We start from the raw sequence: 18,206 nt of genomic DNA, 5'->3' as shown, positions 1-18,206 counted from the left end.
CGCGCGTCCACGACGAGCGTGGAACGCGATCAGCTCGGAGGTGACGCGCCGCGGCTGGTCGCGACGCGGCGGGATCACAGCCGCAGCTCCCAGGTCTCGCCGATCAGGTTCTGGCCGAAGCTGCGATGGGGTTCGGAGTCGACCATTTCGAACCCGGCGTTCTGATAGAGCCGGCGCGCGGCGATCAGGATACTCTGTGTCCACAGCGTGACCTTGCGATAGCCGCACTGCCGCGCGAATCCGATTGCCTCGCTCAGCAGCCTGTCGCCGAGCCGATGACCGCGCGCCTCCGGCGTCACCAGCAGCAGCCGCAGCTTGGCGACATCGTCGCTGTCCCGAACCAGGAACAGCGAGCCGGCCTGCGCGCCGTTATGTTCGGCGATCCAGCAGCGCTCGCGGCCGGGATCGTAGGAGGCGAGGAATTGCCCGGCGATCTCGGCGACGAGCGCCTCGAACGAAGCGTCGAAGCCGTATTCGGCGGCGTAGAACGCGCCGTGGCTCTGCACCACCCAGCCGATATCGCCCGGCCGCGGGCTGCGCAGGATCGGCGCCGCAGCCGGCCGGCCGTCGAGCAGCCGCTCGATCGTCGCCATCGCGGCCGTCAGCCGCGGCCGCTCGGCCTCCGGCACCTGCGCGAGCATCGTCCCCATATCCCGCACCGAGCGCCGCTCGAGGTCCGCATAGGCGGCGCGGCCTTTGGCGGTCAGCGCCAGCAGATGCTGCCGCCGGTCGGAGTGGGAGGGGGTGCGTTTGACCAGCCCGGCGTCGGCAAAGCTCTGCACGATCCGGCTGAGATAGCCGGCGTCGAGCCCGAGCGAGGCGCCGATCTCCTTGGCGAGCGGCGCCTCGCGATGCGCGAGCTCATACAGCACCCGCGCTTCCGTCAGCGAATACGGGCTGTCCATCAGATGCTGCGCGAGCACGCCGAGGTGGCGGGTGTAGAATCGGTTGAACTCCCGGACGGCGGCGATCTGGTCGGCGGCAACGGATTTCGACATGGCAACCTCTATGGTTGCTATAGTCAGGCAAACGGTTGCTTTCGGCAAGTATTATTTGTGGCGGTCATTCCGCGGGCATCAGGGCGCTGCGGCGCCGGGCCAGCGCGATCAGCGGCACGCCGGCGAGCAGCACGGCGACGCCGATCAGCGCGCCGAGCCCGGTATGCATCAGGCTTGCATAGACCAGATAGGCGCAGGCCGCGCAGAACAGCGCCGGGATCAGCGGATACAGCGGCACGGCGAGCAGCCTCGGTCCTCCGAGCCGGCGGCGCAGCACGAAATACGAGATGCCGACCAGCAGCATGAACAGCCAGAAAGCCGGTGCGGTGTATTCGACGATCGCCTGAAAGCCGTCGCGCTGCATCGCGCCGAACCCGATCAGCAGCAGCGCGACGGCGCTCTGGATCAGCATGGCGCGGCGCGGATGGTTGCCGTCCGGATCCCAGGCGCCGAGCCGGCGTAGCGCAGGCAGATCGGAGCCGAGCGCGAAATACACACGCGCGCCGGTGAAGATCGAGGCGTTGAGCGTACTGAGCGCGGCGAGGCAGACGGTGAGGCTGAGCAGCAGCGCGCCGGTGTCGCCGGCGGCGAGTTGCATCACATCGGCCGCAACCGCGTCCGAGGCCCGCATCGCTTCGAAGCCGAGCACGTGCAGATAGGCGAGATTGGTGAGCAGATAGATCGCGGTGATCGCCAGTGTGCCGAACAGCAGCACACGGATCATGTTGCGGCGGCCGTTGCGGACATCGGCCGAGATGTAGGCGACTTCGTTCCAGCCGCCGTAGGTGAGCAGAATGAAGACCATCGCCAGCCCGGCCGCGCCGCCCGCTGCGCTGCCGCTGGTTGTGTCGCTTGCTGGCGTTGCCGGCTGCTGTTCCGGCGCCAGTAGCACGGCCGCCAGCATGATCAGCAGGATCACCAGGAGAGTCAGGGCGCTGAGCAGGTTCTGCGCGGTCTTGCCCAGATGCGTACCGCGGAGATTGACGGCCGTCATCGCCACCAGTGCCACGACGGCGTAGATCGCAACGCCCGACGGGCCGAGCGGCAGCACCGCCTGTGCGTAATCGCCGAACACGAAGGCTACCGCGGCGATCGCGCCGGTCTGGATGATCGAGATCCGGCCCCAGGCGAACAGCAGCGCGACGTTGCGGCCGAGGCCGCGATCCAGAAACGTGTACTCGCCGCCGGCGCTGGGATAGCGAGCTGCGAGTTCGGCATAGACCATCGCGCCCGCCAGCGTGATCAATCCGCCCACCAGCCACAGCGCGATAAACGCGGTCTCGCTTCCGACATTGGCGGCGACCAGCGATGGGGTCTTGAATATCCCGATGCCGACTACGATGCCGACGATCATGGCGATGCCGTCGAGCGGCGACAGCGTCGCTTGCGGGGCAGCGGTGCGGTTCGTCTCTGCCATCACGGGGCTCCTGATGAGGCGCCGTGACGGCCGCCGTTGAGAACGAGGAGGTCGGCGCGATCAGATGCGCTCGGCGCGCCAGTCGCCGCCGCCGGACGGCACCAGCGCGTTGCCGTCCACCTTGCCGCGATAGTCCTGCCCGGCGATGCGGAAGCTCAGCTCTGCGCCACGCAGGCTGATGGCCTCGATCGGCAGCGGCTGGCCGTCGATCGTCGCCGTGGCGCTGACGGTTTGATAAGTCTGCTTCAACTGCAGATCGACGGTGCGCTCGCCATTGTGCAGTCGCCAGGCGCCCTCGACGCGCGCCGGCACGATCCAGAAGTACACGTCGCGGCCGCCGACCTTCTCGTGCTTGTCGGCGGTCCAGTCGCCCATCGAGAAGGTGTGCGACACCACGCGCGTGCCGGGCCGCAACTCGCTCAGCAACCGCGGCCGCAGCTTGGCGTTCAGCGTCTCGAGCAGATACAGCGTGACGATATCGGCCTTGCCGATCTCGGTCTCGAACAGATCGGCGCGGACGAATTTCACCTTGTCCTGCACGCCGGCGCCCTTGGCGTTGGCCTCCGCTTCTGTGATGCGCACCGGGTCGATGTCGACGCCTTGGGCGTTGAGGCCGTAGCGCTGGGCGGCGGTGACCGGAATGCGGCCGTCGCCCGAGCCGAGATCGATCAAATAGTCGCCCGGCTTCGGCTCGGTCAGCTGCAGCATCCGGTCGACGACATCCTGCGGCGTCGGCACGTAGTGCACGTCCGGCGTCTGCGCGGTGGACGGAAGGCTGCTGGCGAGGAGCACCGCGGCGGCGCCGGCGAAGCTGCGGATCAGAGCGTGCTGCATGAAATCGGTCCCTGTGTGCCAGCCCGCCGACCAAACACAGCACTGCCGCGACCGATCCAGCGCAGCGGCGTGGCCGATTGCCACCCGCGCTTTGACGCGCGTGCTATCGACGCGCTGTAAACGGGTTAGTCCGGAAGCTGGACGCGTGTGCTTAGACCAGCACGATGCGGCTGCGCAGCAGGGTGCGCGATGAACGGCCGAGCTGGCGCAGCAGCCGGCCTTCGGAGCGCTCGGGATCATGCCCGCCGAGCTTGTCGTAATGCTCGCGGGCAATCAGCAGGCCCTGATCGGCGCGCGGGCCGGCAAGCTGGCGGCGCAGCGTGCGGAACGTCTCCGCCCAGCTTGGCTCGGCGTAAGGCGAGCGCGCGTAGCGGAAGATGCCGGCGCGCGGATGGCCGCTGAGCGAGACGCCCTGGATGAATTGCGTCGTCTCCTCGATCCAGCCGGAGTCGAGCACAGCGCCGGCATGCAAAAACATCAGCCAGGGCGAGGTCGAGCGTCGGGCGCCTTCCGCCAGCGCGGCGGCGCGGCTGCCATCGACGGCTAGGAAGCCGCAGCCGGCGACGTCGGCGACGCGTTCGATCACCCCGTCGTTCTTGCGGTCGACCAGCAGCACTTCGCGGATCACGCCCGCCGCAGCGCCGGGAACCAGCGCCGCCAACGTGGCGACGGCGGTCCGTTCGACTCCATCGGTGGGGATGATGACGCTCAACATGTCGGCTGGATGACCTGGCTGCGACGGTGTTGCGCACGCTTAACACCTCGGCGCGGCGAAATCAGCCAGGATTTACGGTGTTCGGCCCTCGTTGCAGGTCGCAATCCTGCTGGTCTCACGTGTGGTCGTGGACGTCTCAATTATGTTCTTGATTTGTTCTTTGGTGTAGTTATCTTCGCTCGCATGAGCAGAGCATCCAGCAGTGCCCTCAAGCGCCCGCCGGTCACGGCGCCCTCCGAGCCGGCGGGCGCACCTTCCCCTTTTCCCGCCATCGAGGTGGCGATCGACAAGCAGCGCCGCCGCGGTCGCGGCGCGCAGTCCAACGACAGCGGCCGCTACGAGGCCGAGGCGCGCGTCGCCTTCGACGACGGCTGGCAGAGCCTCGACGACCTGCCGCCGTTCAAGACCACGGTCGGCCTCGACACCGCCCGCAAGGTTATCACCCGCAACGAGTCGCCGGACATCGGCTTTGACCGTTCGATCAATCCGTATCGCGGCTGCGAGCACGGCTGCGTGTACTGCTTCGCGCGGCCGACCCATGCCTATCTCGGGCTGTCGCCGGGACTGGATTTCGAATCGAGGCTGTTCGCCAAGCCGGACGCGCCCGCGCTGCTGGAGAAGGAACTGGCGGCTGCCGAATACGAGCCGAAGATGATCGCGATCGGCACCAACACCGATCCGTATCAGCCGATCGAGCGCGAGCGGAAGATCATGCGCGGCATTCTCGAAGTGCTGGAGAAGACCGGGCATCCAGTCGGCATCGTCACCAAATCGGCGCTGGTCACCCGCGACATCGACATCCTGGCGCGGATGGCCAAGCGCCAGCTCGCCAAGGTGGCGCTGTCGGTGACGTCGCTCGACCCGAAGCTGGCGCGGACGATGGAGCCGCGGGCCTCAGCGCCTGAGAAGCGGCTCGAAGCGCTGAAGCGGCTTGCCGAGGCCGGCATTCCGACCACCGTGATGGTGGCGCCGGTGATCCCGGCGCTCAACGACATGGAAATGGAGCGCATCCTCGACGCCGCCGCGCATGCCGGCGTGAAGGAAGCCAGCTACGTGATGCTACGGCTGCCGCTCGAAGTGCGGGACCTGTTCCGCGAATGGCTGATGGCCAACTATCCGGATCGCTATCGTCACGTCTTCACGCTGATCCGCGAGATGCGCGGCGGTCGTGACTACGATTCGCAATGGGGCACGCGGATGAAGGGCACCGGCCCGATGGCCTGGATGATCGGCCGCCGCTTCGAAACCGCCTGCGCGCGGCTCGGCCTGAACAAGCGCCGATCCAAGCTGACGCTGGATCATTTCGCCAAGCCGGAGCGGGCGGGGCAGCAGCTGAGTCTGTTCTAGGTATTGTCTGCTGCCGGAACCCGCTCGCGTTGAATTGCGGGCATGGCGCGGGATTTCCGGTTGCGCGTGCCGGTGCCTGCCCGCAGCATCGCCGCATGATTCGGGATGCGAAGAAGCCCAGCAAGGCCAAGGCCGGTACCCTGCCGCTCGCCGGAGCGCCCAAGCGCGCCGCGAAGGCGGCGGCTGGAAAGGTGACTGTCAAAGCTTCAGCTTCGAAAGCCGCCGTGGGCAAGCATTCGGCTTCGAAGCCTTCGGCGCCCAAGCCATTGCCCGCCAAGGGCCTCGGCAAGGGCGTGATCGCCGTGGCGCCCCCGAGCTTTCGGCGCGAGCGGGCGCTGATCAAGAAGGGGATATGGCCGATCGCCGGTTGCGACGAAGCCGGTCGTGGGCCGCTGGCTGGTCCCGTGGTCGCAGCCGCTGTGGTGCTCGATCCCAAGCGCGTTCCGAAGGGGCTCGACGATTCCAAGCGGCTGAGCGCCGAGCGCCGCGAGGAGTTGTTCGAGGAAATCTGCGCCACCGCGCAGGTCTCGGTGGTGTCGGCCTCGCCGGAGCGGATCAACCGCGACAACATCCTGCGCGCTTCGCTGTGGGCGCTGACCCGCGCCGTCCATGCGCTGCCGGATCTACCGCAGCATGTCTTCGTCGACGGTCGCGATCGGCTGGCGACGCGCTGCGAGAGCGAGGCGGTGATTGGCGGCGACGGTCTGATTGCCTCCATCGCGGCGGCCTCGATCATCGCCAAGGTGACCCGCGACCGGCTGATGTGCCGGCTGGCGCAGGAGTGCCCTGGCTACGGCTTCGAGTCGCACAAGGGCTACGGTGTGCCCGAACATCTCGATGCGCTGTCGCGGCTCGGCCCGACCGTGCATCACCGCCGGTTCTTCGCGCCGGTGGCCGCGGCGTGGCGCAAGATCGAAGGCGTCCCGGTCGAACTGCCTGCCGTCAGCGGCGATCTGTTCGATTCGCCCGCCGAGGCCGGGCTCGCAGCTTCCGCCTGAGCAACGCAACCGGAGGCGGCCAAGCCGGTTGCCTGGGGTGACGGCGGGCTCTATCACGAGCGGACCGAACTCCGCTGGGCCGCTATGCGCTTCGCTTCCCTGATCATCGAACTGATCCGCGCCCGGCCGCGGCTGGTGTTCTGGCTGGTGGTCTCAGCGCAGGCGCTGCTGTGGGTGCTGGTGCCGGTCCTGTTCTACGCGAGCCCGCCCGGCGACATTGCCACCGTGCTGGCCTATGGCCGCGAGTATCAGGTCGGCAGCGATCTCGGGCCGCCGCTGGCATTCTGGCTGGCCGACATCGCGTTCCGCGCCGCCGGCGGCCACATCATCGGCGTCTATATCCTGGCGCAGCTATGCTTCGCGGTCACCTTCTACGCGTTGTTCAAGCTGGCCCGCAGCATGGTCGGGCCGCAGCATGCTGTGATCGCGGTGGTGCTGACCTCGACCATCACCGCTTTCGCGTCCCCGGGCGTCGAGTTCGGACCGCTGGTGCTCGCACGGCCGCTCTGGGCGCTGGTGCTGTGGCACGGCTGGGAGGTGATCGGACGCGGTCGCCGCAGCGCATGGTTCGCGCTCTCGATCGAGATCGGTCTTCTGCTACTGACCACGGTGGCGGCACCGGTGCTGTTGCTGCTGCCGATCGGCTTTGCGCTCGCGACGGCGCGTGGCCGCCGCGCGTTGCTGTCGCTCGATCCGCTGTTCGCCCTGCTGGTGGTGGCGGTGCTCGTGCTGCCCTACGGCATCTGGCTGATGCGCGCCGATCTATTCGCCCTGCCGCCGCTGCCCGCTCCCGCCGATCTGGCCGGTCGTGCGAGGCTGGGCGCCGAGCTGTTCGGCGGTCTCGTGCTGGCGCTCGGCGGCGTGGTGCTGCTGGTTCTGCTCAATACCCGCCGGTTCGATCCGCGGCCGGACGATGCGCCCTCGGTGGTCCGCGCCCCGGTCGATCCGCTGGCGCGGCTTTTCGTCTACGTGTTCGCGGTGGCGCCGGCGCTGCTCGGCTGCCTGGCAGCGGGCGTGTTCGGGCTGTCCCATGTCATCGGCGGGGCGGGCATCGCGCTGCTGATGGTCGGGCTCGCGGTGGTGATGGCGACCGGCGACGAGATCCATCTGCGCCGGCAGCGCGTGCTGCGCACTGCGTGGGCCGCGCTGGTTGCGGCGCCTGCGGCGGTGGTCGTGCTGGGCGCGATCGTGCAGCCCTGGCTCAGCCCGACCAGCCTTCAGACATCGCTGCCCGCCAAGGACATTGCGCGCTATTTCGGCGAGAGTTTCGAGCGCCGCACCGGGCGCCCGCTGCCGGCTGTGGCGGGCGATCCGGAACTCGCCGAGCTGATCGCGATGGGGCCGTCACGGCCGCATCTGTTTCTCGATGCCACCCCGGCGCGAACGCCATGGGTGACGGCCGACACGTTCCGGGAGCATGGCGGCGTCGTGGTCTGGCGCGCCGCCGACACCGCCGGCAAGCCGCCGGCCGAGATCCTCGCGCGCTTTCCCGAGATCGTGCCCGAACTGCCGCGCCCGTTCGACCGGCTGATCAACGGCCGCCAGCCGCTGCTGCGCATCGGCTGGGCGATCGTGCGTCCACGCGGGCGCTGACCGGCTTACAGCTCGACGTCCAGCGACAGCAGATAGACCCGCGGCGTGCCGAGCGCGAAGGTGCCGAACGAAGCGACGCTGGCCCAATAGTTCGTGCCGCCGACGTTCTGAACGGTCGCGCGGAACGTCGTCTTGCGGCCTTCGATCGCGGTGACGTAGCGCGCGCCGAGGTCGACGCGGGTCCAGGCCGGCAGCATCTGCGTGTTGCTGCCGTTGACGAACTGTCGGCCGGTGTGAACCACCGTACCGGTCAGCGTCGTGCCGGCCAGCATCGGCACGTCCCATTCGCCCGTCATGTTGATCTGGACGCTCGGCACGCCGATCGGCGTCTTGCCGACATTCGCCGCGGTCGCGGTCTGCGTCACTTCGCCGTCGAACAGCGTCACGCCGCCGACGGTGCGGACGCCGGGCGCGATCTCGCCGAACAGGCTGAGCTCGGTGCCGCGCACGCGCTGCTCGCCGCTGGCCGAGTACACGCCGTTGTTGAGCTCGCCGTTCGGCTTGGTGATCTGGAAGAACGCCAGCGTCGCGCCGATCCGGCCGAGATCGAGCTTGGCGCCGGTCTCGTATTGCTTGGTGCGATAGGGCGCCAGCACTTCGCCGGAATTGCTCGCGGTGATCGGCGCGACATCGCCGCGACTGAGCCCTTCGATGAAGTTGGCGTAGAGCGACAAATGCTCGATCGGCCGCACCACGATGCCGGCCATCGGGGTCGTCGCCGATTTGTCGTAGGACGAGGTCTGCGCCCCGGTGGTGGTTGAGAAGTTATGCGCGATCACCTGCTGCTGGCGGACGCCGAGGGTCAGCAGCACGCGTTCGTTCAGCACCGACATCGTATCGGCCAGTGCGACGCCGTTGAGCGTGGTGTCGGACAGCCGCGGCTTGAACGCCGGAATGGTGTAGCTCTGTTCCGGTTGCAGTACCGGCGCGTAGATGTTGGACAGATAAGCCTTGCCGGCCGGGAGCGCGCGATACTGCTCGTCCTGATAATGCGACGCCTGCAACACCACTGCGTGCTGCATGAAGCCGGTGTCGAATTTGGCGCGGACGCCGCCGTCGACGGTGAAGCGGTTGACGTCGAGATTGTAGTATTGCGGCGTGGTCGAGGTGTCGCCGCGCGCGTTGACGATGTTCGGCAGGCCGAAGAATCGCTCCGCATTGGTATTCGAGCCGCCGACATTGCCGAACACCGTGACGCTGTCGGTCAGGTCGAATTCGTTCTTCCACAGCAGCGAGGATTCGCGGACGTTCGACCATTCCCAGGACTGCGTAAGATTGTTGGTCGCGCTCGGCGCCGTCGGGATCTGCAGCCCGCTGGAGATCGTGAACGGCCGCACCGGCGCCTTGATGTGTTCGTTCTGGGTGAAGCCGTACAGCCAGGTGCGATAGCGCTCGCCCTGATAGTCGAACGCCAGCGAGCCGACCTGCAGGCGATCGGACTGCCGATCGACCGCCGTATCGCCGCCGCCGATGCGGCCGTTGAAGCGCAGACCGAATTCGCGCTGTTCGCCGAAGCGGCGCGCGACGTCGACATTGGTGCTGACGAAGCCGTTCGACACATAGCCGACGCCGATACGGCTGAGATCGGCTTCGGCGCGCTTCGGCACCACATTGATGACGCCGCCGACGCCGCCGTTCGGCGACACGCCCGACAGCATCGCGGCCGGACCTTTGAAAACTTCGATCCGCTCGACATAATCGTTGAAGGTGCGGAAGTTCGGCGCGATCCCATAGACACCGTCGAACGCGACTTCGCCCGCGGTGCCTTCGGCGATCGGGAAGCCGCGGATGTAGAACGAATCGACCATGCCGCCGAACGGGCTGGTCACCCGCACCGACGGATCGAGCAGCAGCGCGTCGGCGATGGTCGAGGCCTGCTGGTTGCGGATTGCGCCGTTGGTGTAGCTCGCCGTCGCGAACGGTGACTTGAAGGTGTCGGTGTTGCCGAGCATGCCGAGCCGGCTACCGCGCGCCACCTGGCCGCCCGCGAAGGCGGCGGGCCGCTTCGCATCGGAGGCCGTGCTGGGCTGAACCACGGCGGCGGCCGGCTGAGCGGCAGTAGGCGTCGCGCGGGTGGCTTGCCGTCGCGCCGTCGCACCACCGCTTCTGCGTGCCACTACCGGCTTGGCGCGTGGCGCACGCGGTGCGTCGACCGAGACCGGCGGCAGCATCTCGCCCGCTGCGGCAGTCTGGGCACGAGACACGGACGGCGCGGCCGTCAGCGATGCGAAGAGGACAAGCAGGCTCACGCCGCCAAGCGCTCGGCAACGATACATGGACAATCCTGATACCGGCCGGAGCCGTTGTGGTGAGATGCAAGTGATAGTTGCGGTCGCAGGCGCAGCTATCGGGTGAAGTCACGGTAGCGGTCGCCACCGGTTCGTCACGACGCAGCGTTCATAACGTGCGCGAGCTACAGCTCGCGCATTCGCAATGCTGATCAGCGAGGACACGCTGCAGCGAAGTCCCCGAACGAAACGACACCTGCGTCTGGTGACGCGGACTCGCGCGGCCCGGCCAGCTCATCTTTCATGAACTAATCGTCGCCCCAGCCCCGCGTCTTGATGCGGTACCCACGTAACAACGTCAATCCGTCGGAGGCCAGTTTGGATTGTTTCTATCTTTTGCGATGATGGGCGGCAGATCGTTCGCGTGACCTGCGCAGCGCGCGGATCAGCTCGCAGCCTTGTCGGCGCTACTGTCGAGCGCCTGCGCCACCGCGCGCAAATCCATCCAGGTCATGCGCTTGTAGGCGGGCGAGCGCAGCAGATAAGCGGGATGGAATGTCGCGATCGCCCGGATGGTGCGCGTGCCGGTGTTGTAGTCGGTCCAGCGTCCGCGCGACTTCATGATGCCCTCGCGCGTCTGCAGCAGAGTCTGCGTCGCCGGATTGCCGAGCGTCATCACGATGTCCGGGTTCACCAGTTCGACCTGGCGCTGGATGAAGGGCAGGCAGATCTGGATCTCCTGCGGCGTCGGCGTGCGGTTGCCCGGCGGCCGCCACGGGATCACGTTGGCGATGTACACCTTGCTGCGGTCGAGCCCGATCGCCGCCAGCATCAGATCGAGCAGCTTGCCGGAGCGGCCGACGAACGGACGTCCCTCGATGTCCTCGTCGCGGCCCGGCGCTTCGCCGACCAGCATCAGGCGCGCTTGCGGGTTGCCGTCCGCGAACACCAGGCGCGTCGCCGTCGATCGTAGCGCGCATCCCTCGAACTGTTCCATCAATGCGCGCAAGGCGTCGAGCGTCGGTGCCGTGGCGGCTGCCTCGCGGGCCGACACGATCGCAGCATCCGGTGAGGGGGGCGCGGCACCGGGTCGCGGGGCAGGCGGCGGCACCGGCGCCCGTCTGGCCTCGTCACGCGGCGGGGCATCACGAACCTCGGCCCGCGCCGGCGCGACGATCTCCTCGTCCAGCAGCCGGTTCATCGGCTCGTCGTTGAGTGCGCAGTCCACCCCGGCATCAAGGTAGAACGCCAGCAATTGTCGCAGGCTCGGCGCGGGTTCAGGCGTCATGGATTTGGCGATCGATGCGGGATGAAGAGGCGACCTGATGGCGCCGAAGGTTTCGCACAGCGAACTGTGCCCGAGAAAAACGCGGTATGAAAGCCGGAACGATGGGCTGGCAGGTACATTTGGGTGGTTGTCCTTCCGGGAAAAATAAGAAAGAACACCGGCTGGAAACGTTCAAGACTGTCCCTGCGAGAAAATAGATGAGCGACGAGACGCTGCCGCCCCGCGAGTCCATGGAATTCGACGTCGTGATCGTGGGTGCGGGCCCCTCGGGATTGTCTTCCGCGATCCGCCTCAAGCAGCTCAATCCGGAACTGTCGGTCGTGGTGGTCGAGAAGGGATCGGAAGTCGGCGCCCACATCCTGTCTGGTGCGGTGATCGACGTGTCGGCCCTCGACAAGCTGATGCCGAGCTGGCGCGAGGACGACAGCTGCCCGCTCAAGACCCAGGTCGTCGACGACCACTTCTACGTTATGACGGGCGACAAGGCCTTCAAGGTACCGAACATCATGGTGCCGCCGATGCTGGACAACCACAAGAATTTCATCGGCTCACTCGGCGATCTGTGCCGCTGGCTCGGCCCGAAGGCCGAAGAGCTGGGCGTCGAGATCTATCCGGGTTTCGCCGCGAGCGAAGTGCTGTACGGCGACAATGGCGAAGTGCGCGGCGTCGCCACCGGCGACATGGGCATCGGCCGCGACGGGCAGCCCAAGGACTCCTACACCCGCGGCATGGAACTGCTCGGCAAGTACACGCTGTTCGCCGAAGGCGCGCGTGGCAGCCTGTCGAAGCAGCTGATCGCCAAGTACAAGCTCGACAAGGACAGCGATCCGCCGAAGTTCGGCATCGGCCTGAAGGAAGTGTGGGAGATCGATCCCGCCAAGCACCGCAAGGGCCAGATCGCGCACTCGTTCGGCTGGCCGCTCAGCAACAACGTCGGCGGCGGCTCCTTCCTGTATCACTACGGCACCAATCTGGTGGCGGTCGGCTTCGTGGTGCATCTGAACTACGACGATCCTTATCTGTCGCCGTTCGAGCAGTTCCAGAAGTTCAAGACCCACAAGTCGGTCGCGCCGCTGTTCGAGGGCGGCAAGCGCATCTCTTATGGCGCGCGCGCAATCACGGAAGGCGGCTGGCAGTCGGTGCCGCGGCTCACCTTCCCGGGCGGCGCGCTGATCGGTTGCGCGGCCGGCTTCGTCAACGTGCCGCGTATCAAGGGCGTCCACAACGCGATCGGCTCCGGCATGCTCGCGGCTGAGCACGTCGCCGCGGCGCTGGCTGCGGGGCGGAGCAACGACGAGGTGGCGAGCTACGAGGAGTCGTGGCGCGACTCCGCGATCGGCCGCGATTTGTTCCGCATCCGCAACGTCAAGCCGCTGTGGTCGAAGTTCGGGACCGCTGTCGGCGTGGTGCTCGCTGGCTTCGAAATGTGGTGCTCGACTCTCGGCTTCTCGGTGTTCGGAACCTTGTCGCACGGCAAGCCCGATCGCTCGACGCTCGACCCGGCCAAGTCGCACCAGCCGCATCCCGGCCCGAAGCCCGACGGCAAGCTGACTTTCGACCGGCTGTCTTCGGTGTTCCTGTCGAACACCAACCACGAGGAAGACCAGCCGGTGCACCTCAAGGTCGCCGACATGGAGCTGCAGAAGAGGTCGGAGCACGACGTCTTTGCCGGTCCGTCGGGACGTTATTGCCCGGCCGCTGTGTACGAGTGGGTCGAGGAGCCGACCGGCCCGCGCTTCGTGATCAACGCGCAGAACTGCGTCCACTGCAAAACCTGCGACATCAAGGATCCGAACGGCAACATCACCTGGGTCCCGCCGGAAGGTGGCGGCGGACCGAATTATCAGGGCATGTAAGAAGGTCTTTGACCACGAGGACGTGAGCGGCCGCGCTGCTTGAAGCCGGCTCCGGTCACGATCCTGCCATGTTGCCACCGTCTCAATCCGATCGAGGGCCGCGCCGCGACACTTTGCGGGGCGGCCGGTGCGATGCGTGCCGGGGGCCGATCCTTGCGGTTGGGCGCCAAAACCGGCATTGTCATTGGCCAGACGCTGCCGGCTCGGCGGCCGGGACATCCGAGCCCTTTCCTGGAGCTAGGCAACTTGATGCTTCTTCATCGATTCCGTCGCTCGATGGCCGTCGCCCTGACCGTCGCGGCTCTGCCGCTTGGCGGGCAGGCGCTGGCGCAGACCCCGGATCATCCGGCGGACAACTCCGCCCAATTCCCGACCAGCCACGACTTGCGGTCGATGACCACGGCCGGCAGCTATCTGGCGGCCCGCCACGCCAGCGTCGAACGCGACGCGGCGGCGGCCGCTGCGTTCTATCGCTCGGCGCTGCGGACCGACCCGAAGAACAATGAGCTGCTCGACCGCGCTTTCATCGCATCGCTGGCGGAAGGCAATATCGAGGAGTCGGTGAAGCTCGCCGATCGCATCCTCAAGATCGACAAGACCAATCGCGTGGCGCGCCTCGTGCTCGGCGTCCGCGACCTCAAGACCAAGAAGTACGCCTCCGCGGTTCAGAACATCAATCTGTCGGTGCGTGGCCCGATTACCGATCTGGTCGCCACGCTGCTGGCGAGCTGGGCGATGGAGGGCTCGGGCGACGTCAAGGGCGCGGTGGCGAATATCGACAAGCTCGCCGGTCCGGAATGGTACCCGATCTTCAAGGATCTGCATTCGGGCATGATCCTCGAACTCGCCAACAAGCAGAAGGACGCCGGCGTCCGCTTCGAACGCGCCTACAAGCTCGACGATTCGGCGCTTCGGGTGATGGACGCCTATGCGCGCTGGCTGTCGCGCAACAAGGACGAGGCCGCCGCGGCCGCCGTCTATGAAAATTTCGACAAGAAGCTGTCGCGCCATCCGCTGGTGATCGACGGCCTGCGCGAAGTGCGCGCCGGTAAGAAGCTGTCGCCGCTGGTCGATAGTCCGCAGGCCGGTGCCGCCGAGGCGCTGTACGGCATCGGCGCGTCGCTGACCCGCCGCGGCGGCGAGGATCTGGCGCTGGTCTATCTGCAGCTCGCGCTCTACCTGCAGCCCGATCACGCGCTGGCGCTGCTGGCGCTCGGCGACCTGTATGAGTCGGTGAAGAAGCCGGCGATGGCCGTGAAGGTCTATGAGCGCGTGCCGGCGAGCTCGCCGCTGAAGCGCAACGCCCAGATCCAGCTTGCGACCGATCTCGACGCTGGCGATCGCAGCGACGACGCGATCAAGCTCCTGAAGACGGTGCTCTCCGAGGACAACAAGGACCTCGAAGCGATCATGGCGCTGGGCAATATCGAGCGCGGCCGCAAGAAGTTCGCCGACTGCGCGGTGACCTACTCGCAGGGCATCGACGCGCTCACCGGCGCCGAAAAGAACAGCTGGGTCTATTACTACTTCCGCGGTATCTGCGAGGAGCGCTCCAAGCAGTGGGCCAAGGCCGAAGTCGACATGAAGAAGGCGCTGTCGCTGCAGCCGGAGCAGCCGCACGTCCTCAATTATCTCGGCTATTCCTGGATCGACCAGGGCATCAATCTCGACGAAGCGATGAAGATGATCCGCCGCGCGGTGGATCAGCGGCCTGACGACGGCTACATCGTCGATTCGCTCGGCTGGGCGTACTACCGCATCGGCAACTACGAAGAAGCGGTCAAGACGCTGGAGCGGGCGATCGACCTGAAGCCGGAAGATCCGACCATCAACGATCACCTCGGCGACGCCTATTGGCGCGTCGGCCGCACGCTGGAAGCGCGCTTCCAGTGGGCTCATGCCCGCGACCTCAAGCCCGATCCGGATGAGCTGCCGAAGATCGAGGCCAAGCTCGCCAACGGCCTGCCGGACGACACCTCGTCGGCCGCGGCTGCCGAGAAGAAGAAGGAAGACGGCAAGGGCGGCTAGCCGCCCGCCGGGCGAGCGCTCACGTCGCCGGACGGCGAAGCGCTCGCGGCGGTCTTGCTTCGAGTGAATTTGGCACAAAGGCTGGATTGCGTCGCCGCGGCGCCTGTGGTCGGACGGCGCGTCCGGCTCCTTCGGCCGGTTTTGAAGATGATGGGCTTGGGGGCCTTCATTGAGTAACGGTTCTTCGGTCACGTTGAGCGATCTGGCGCGCGCCAAGGTCAATCTCACGCTGCGCGTGGTGGGACGCCGCGTGGACGGCTATCACGACCTCGAAAGCGTCGTGGCGTTCGCCGACTGCGCGGATCGCCTGACGCTGCATACCGGCGAAGATCTCAGCCTCGTCACCGTCGGGCCCGGCGCGCAGGATTGTGGCGATACCGCCGACAATCTGGTGCTGAAGGCCACGCGCCTGCTCGCGGAGCGCGTCCCCAATCTGCGTGCCGGCGCCTTCGTGCTCGACAAGCACCTGCCGGTCGCGGCCGGTATCGGCGGCGGTTCGGCGGACGCAGCCGCGGCCCTGCGCCTGCTCGCCCGCGCCAACGATCTCGCTTCCGACGATCCGCGACTGATCGAGGCCGCGCGGTTGACCGGCGCCGACGTACCGGTCTGCCTGCCATCCAAGCCCTGCGTGATGACCGGCGTCGGCGACAACCTGTCGCCGCTGCCGCTGCCGCGGCTGCCCGCCGTGATGGTCAATCCACGCGTGCCGGTCGCCACCAAGGACGTATTCACCGCACTCGGCCTGCGCGCCGGTCAGCTCAATGTCGGGATCGCCGATGTGCTGAGTTCGACCGGCTGGCCGAAGGACGGCGCATCGATCGCCGACTGGATCAAGGCCGTGACGCGGGGGACCAACGATCTCGAGGCGCCGGCCCTCAAGGTCGAGCCGGTGGTCGGCGAGGTGCTGCAGGCGCTCGGCGCACTGCCGGGCGTGCAGCTCGCCCGCATGTCCGGCTCCGGCGCCACCTGCTTCGCGCTGTTCGAGGGCGATGAAGATGCGAAGGCTGGTGCCGATGCATTGCGGGCCGCGCACCCCGGCTGGTGGGTCCACGCCGGCGCGCTGAGCTGATCAGAAGCTGCAAGAGTTTAAGTTCGTTTCCGAGGCGCGCAGCGAAGCTGCGCGAAGCCGGAATCTCGAGGTCGCCAAAGGACGCGTCGCCGCACCTTCCCACGTCATCGCCCGGCTCGTCCGGGCGACCCAGTACTCAGAGCGCTGCGATGTGATGGACAGCGCAAGCTGCACCGCTTCGCTCAACTTGAGCGCACTGCCATACTGGATCCCCCGCATGCGCGGGGGATGACGGCCTTGCTGCGTGGAGAGTTCGGGCTCGGCCCTCGCTCAGTGCGACCGCGCCAGGCAGAACGCCACGACCTGCTCCAGCGCCGTCTTCATCGGCGACGACGGGAACAGCGCCAGGGCGTCGACCGCCATCGCGCCGTAGTGGTGGGCGCGCTGGATGGTGTCCTCGAGGGCGCGGTGCTTGGTCATCAATCCGATCGCCTGATCGAGATCGGCGTCGGTGATGTCGCCCTTTTCCAGCGCCCGCACCCAGAACTCGCGCTCGGCGTCGTTGCCGCGGCGGAACGCCAGCACCACCGGCAGCGTGATCTTGCCTTCGCGGAAATCGTCGCCGACGTTCTTGCCGAGCTTGGCGGCTTTGCCGCCGTAGTCGAGCACGTCGTCGACGAGCTGGAAGGCGATGCCGAGGTTCATGCCGAACGACCGGCAGGCCGATTGCTGCGCCTTCGGCCGCTCCGCGATCGCGGGACCGACCTCGCAGGCCGCGGCGAACAGCTCGGCGGTCTTGCCGCGGATCACCGCGAGATATTCGTCTTCGGTGGTCGCGGTGTTCTTGGCGGCGGCGAGCTGCATCACTTCGCCTTCGGCGATCGTCGCCGACGCGGCCGAGAGAATATCGAGCGCGCGCAGCGACCCGACTTCGACCATCATCCGGAAGGCCTGGCCGAGGAGGAAGTCGCCGACCAGCACGCTGGCCTCGTTGCCCCACAGCATCCGCGCCGATTTCTTGCCGCGGCGCATCTCGCTCTCGTCGACGACGTCGTCGTGCAGCAGCGTCGCGGTGTGCATGAATTCGACCGCGGCGGCGAGCTTGATGTGGCCGTCGCCGGCGTAGCCGGTCAGATTCGCCATCGCCAGCGTCAGCATCGGCCGCAGCCGCTTGCCGCCCGACGAGATCAGGTGGTTGGCCACCTCGGGGATCATCGTGACGTCCGAACCGGTCCGCGACAGGATCGTGGCGTTGACCCGCTCCATGTCTGCGGCGACGAGTCCGACCAGCTGGTCGATCGAGGCGGACGGAGGGCCTCCGAAGGGTACGATGACGGCCACGCTTGGTCTCCACATTCACGGAGGTTTTCGGCAAAGCGAGTCCGCGCGAAAACTCCTCATCAGGTTGTTCGGAGGCGAATTTGGACGCCGATGCGCGGCGGCCGGCGTTTTTCGCTCTTCGACGTGGCGCCCATTATAGCATGGGACTGGACCGGCCGCGAAACGTGCCGCTCGCCCGCGACGATTGGGGGGAGCTATAATGCAGGGATCAGGGGAGGCGCAAGGTTGCAGGAACTGGTGCGGACCAATGACGTGGTGCTGCTTTCGGCGATAGGCGCGCTGCTCGACGGCGCCGAGATCGACTATCTGGTGATGGACCAGAACATGAGCGTGCTGGAAGGCTCCGTCGGGGTGATTCCGCGGCGGGTTCTCGTCCATTCGGATGATGTGCGAGCAGCGCGTCAGGTTTTGACGGACGCGGGTCTCGCCCACGAACTCCGCGGCGACGTCTGAACGTGATGGCGATGTCTGATCGTGACAATGTCTGAGGGGGCGGCGACCACCGAGGACGGCTTCCTCGGCGGACGGCTGCGGCTCCGGCAGCCGGTCGCCGG

General features: G+C 67.1%; 14 protein-coding genes. 7 read left to right on the top strand and 7 right to left on the bottom strand.

The window, feature by feature from the left end:
* Positions 1 to 74: 74 nt before the first annotated feature.
* The 4 genes from ACOJTD_RS03820 to ACOJTD_RS03805 all read right to left on the bottom strand — a co-directional run bounded on the left by ACOJTD_RS03820 (position 75) and on the right by ACOJTD_RS03805 (position 3,964).
* Complete coding sequence (locus tag ACOJTD_RS03820) at positions 75 to 998, bottom strand: bifunctional helix-turn-helix transcriptional regulator/GNAT family N-acetyltransferase (protein ID WP_420131604.1); 924 nt, start codon at positions 996 to 998, stop codon at positions 75 to 77.
* A 64-nt stretch (positions 999 to 1,062) separates the two neighbouring features.
* Entirely contained in the window at positions 1,063 to 2,415 is a 1,353-nt protein-coding gene (locus tag ACOJTD_RS03815) for an APC family permease (protein WP_420131603.1), read from the bottom strand.
* A gap of 60 nt (positions 2,416 to 2,475) precedes the next feature.
* On the bottom strand, positions 2,476 to 3,249 hold the full coding sequence (locus ACOJTD_RS03810) for an SAM-dependent methyltransferase (RefSeq protein ID WP_420131602.1): 774 nt from the start codon (positions 3,247 to 3,249) through the stop codon (positions 2,476 to 2,478).
* Between the two features lie 151 nt (positions 3,250 to 3,400).
* Entirely contained in the window at positions 3,401 to 3,964 is a 564-nt protein-coding gene (locus tag ACOJTD_RS03805) for a glycosyl transferase (RefSeq protein ID WP_420131601.1), read from the bottom strand.
* Between the two features lie 183 nt (positions 3,965 to 4,147).
* Between ACOJTD_RS03805 and ACOJTD_RS03800 the strand changes: the two genes are divergently transcribed.
* From ACOJTD_RS03800 to ACOJTD_RS03790, 3 genes are all read left to right on the top strand, one after another.
* Positions 4,148 to 5,311 (top strand): PA0069 family radical SAM protein, encoded by a 1,164-nt coding sequence (locus ACOJTD_RS03800; protein ID WP_420131600.1) that lies wholly within the window; start codon positions 4,148 to 4,150, stop codon positions 5,309 to 5,311.
* Positions 5,312 to 5,406: 95 nt separating this feature from the next.
* A complete protein-coding gene (locus ACOJTD_RS03795) occupies positions 5,407 to 6,309 on the top strand; it encodes a ribonuclease HII (protein ID WP_420131599.1) in 903 nt (300 codons plus the stop codon).
* 84 nt (positions 6,310 to 6,393) lie between these two features.
* Positions 6,394 to 7,902, top strand: a complete 1,509-nt coding sequence (locus ACOJTD_RS03790; protein ID WP_420131598.1) for a glycosyltransferase family 39 protein — start codon at positions 6,394 to 6,396, stop codon at positions 7,900 to 7,902.
* A gap of 5 nt (positions 7,903 to 7,907) precedes the next feature.
* Here ACOJTD_RS03790 and ACOJTD_RS03785 read toward each other — a convergent pair whose 3' ends face one another.
* Positions 7,908 to 9,938: a TonB-dependent receptor gene (locus ACOJTD_RS03785; protein WP_420131597.1), complete on the bottom strand. Its 2,031-nt coding sequence runs from the start codon at positions 9,936 to 9,938 to the stop codon at positions 7,908 to 7,910.
* A gap of 637 nt (positions 9,939 to 10,575) precedes the next feature.
* Positions 10,576 to 11,418: a uracil-DNA glycosylase gene (locus tag ACOJTD_RS03780; RefSeq protein WP_420131596.1), complete on the bottom strand. Its 843-nt coding sequence runs from the start codon at positions 11,416 to 11,418 to the stop codon at positions 10,576 to 10,578.
* 197 nt (positions 11,419 to 11,615) lie between these two features.
* On the opposite strand from ACOJTD_RS03780, the gene ACOJTD_RS03775 reads away from it, so the two are divergent.
* From ACOJTD_RS03775 to ACOJTD_RS03765, 3 genes are all read left to right on the top strand, one after another.
* Positions 11,616 to 13,274 carry an electron transfer flavoprotein-ubiquinone oxidoreductase gene (locus ACOJTD_RS03775; RefSeq protein WP_420131595.1) on the top strand — a complete coding sequence of 553 codons (1,659 nt, stop codon included), beginning with the start codon at positions 11,616 to 11,618 and terminating at the stop codon, positions 13,272 to 13,274.
* Between the two features lie 249 nt (positions 13,275 to 13,523).
* Positions 13,524 to 15,302, top strand: a complete 1,779-nt coding sequence (locus ACOJTD_RS03770; protein WP_420131594.1) for a tetratricopeptide repeat protein — start codon at positions 13,524 to 13,526, stop codon at positions 15,300 to 15,302.
* Positions 15,303 to 15,471: 169 nt separating this feature from the next.
* Positions 15,472 to 16,371: a 4-(cytidine 5'-diphospho)-2-C-methyl-D-erythritol kinase gene (locus ACOJTD_RS03765; protein WP_420131593.1), complete on the top strand. Its 900-nt coding sequence runs from the start codon at positions 15,472 to 15,474 to the stop codon at positions 16,369 to 16,371.
* 270 nt (positions 16,372 to 16,641) lie between these two features.
* On the opposite strand, the gene ACOJTD_RS03760 is transcribed toward ACOJTD_RS03765, so the two are convergent.
* Positions 16,642 to 17,652 carry a polyprenyl synthetase family protein gene (locus tag ACOJTD_RS03760; RefSeq protein ID WP_420131592.1) on the bottom strand — a complete coding sequence of 337 codons (1,011 nt, stop codon included), beginning with the start codon at positions 17,650 to 17,652 and terminating at the stop codon, positions 16,642 to 16,644.
* A 225-nt stretch (positions 17,653 to 17,877) separates the two neighbouring features.
* Here ACOJTD_RS03760 and ACOJTD_RS03755 point away from each other — a divergent pair, with 225 nt between their 5' ends.
* The gene (locus ACOJTD_RS03755) at positions 17,878 to 18,105 is read left to right on the top strand and encodes a DUF2007 domain-containing protein (protein WP_420131591.1); all 228 of its coding nucleotides are present in this window, start codon (positions 17,878 to 17,880) and stop codon (positions 18,103 to 18,105) included.
* The last annotated feature ends 101 nt before the right edge of the window (positions 18,106 to 18,206 follow it).

The sequence above is a fragment of the Rhodopseudomonas sp. genome, from assembly GCF_048594845.1.
Lineage (GTDB): Bacteria > Pseudomonadota > Alphaproteobacteria > Rhizobiales > Xanthobacteraceae > Rhodopseudomonas.
This window is presented reverse-complemented; position numbering and strand designations above follow the sequence as displayed.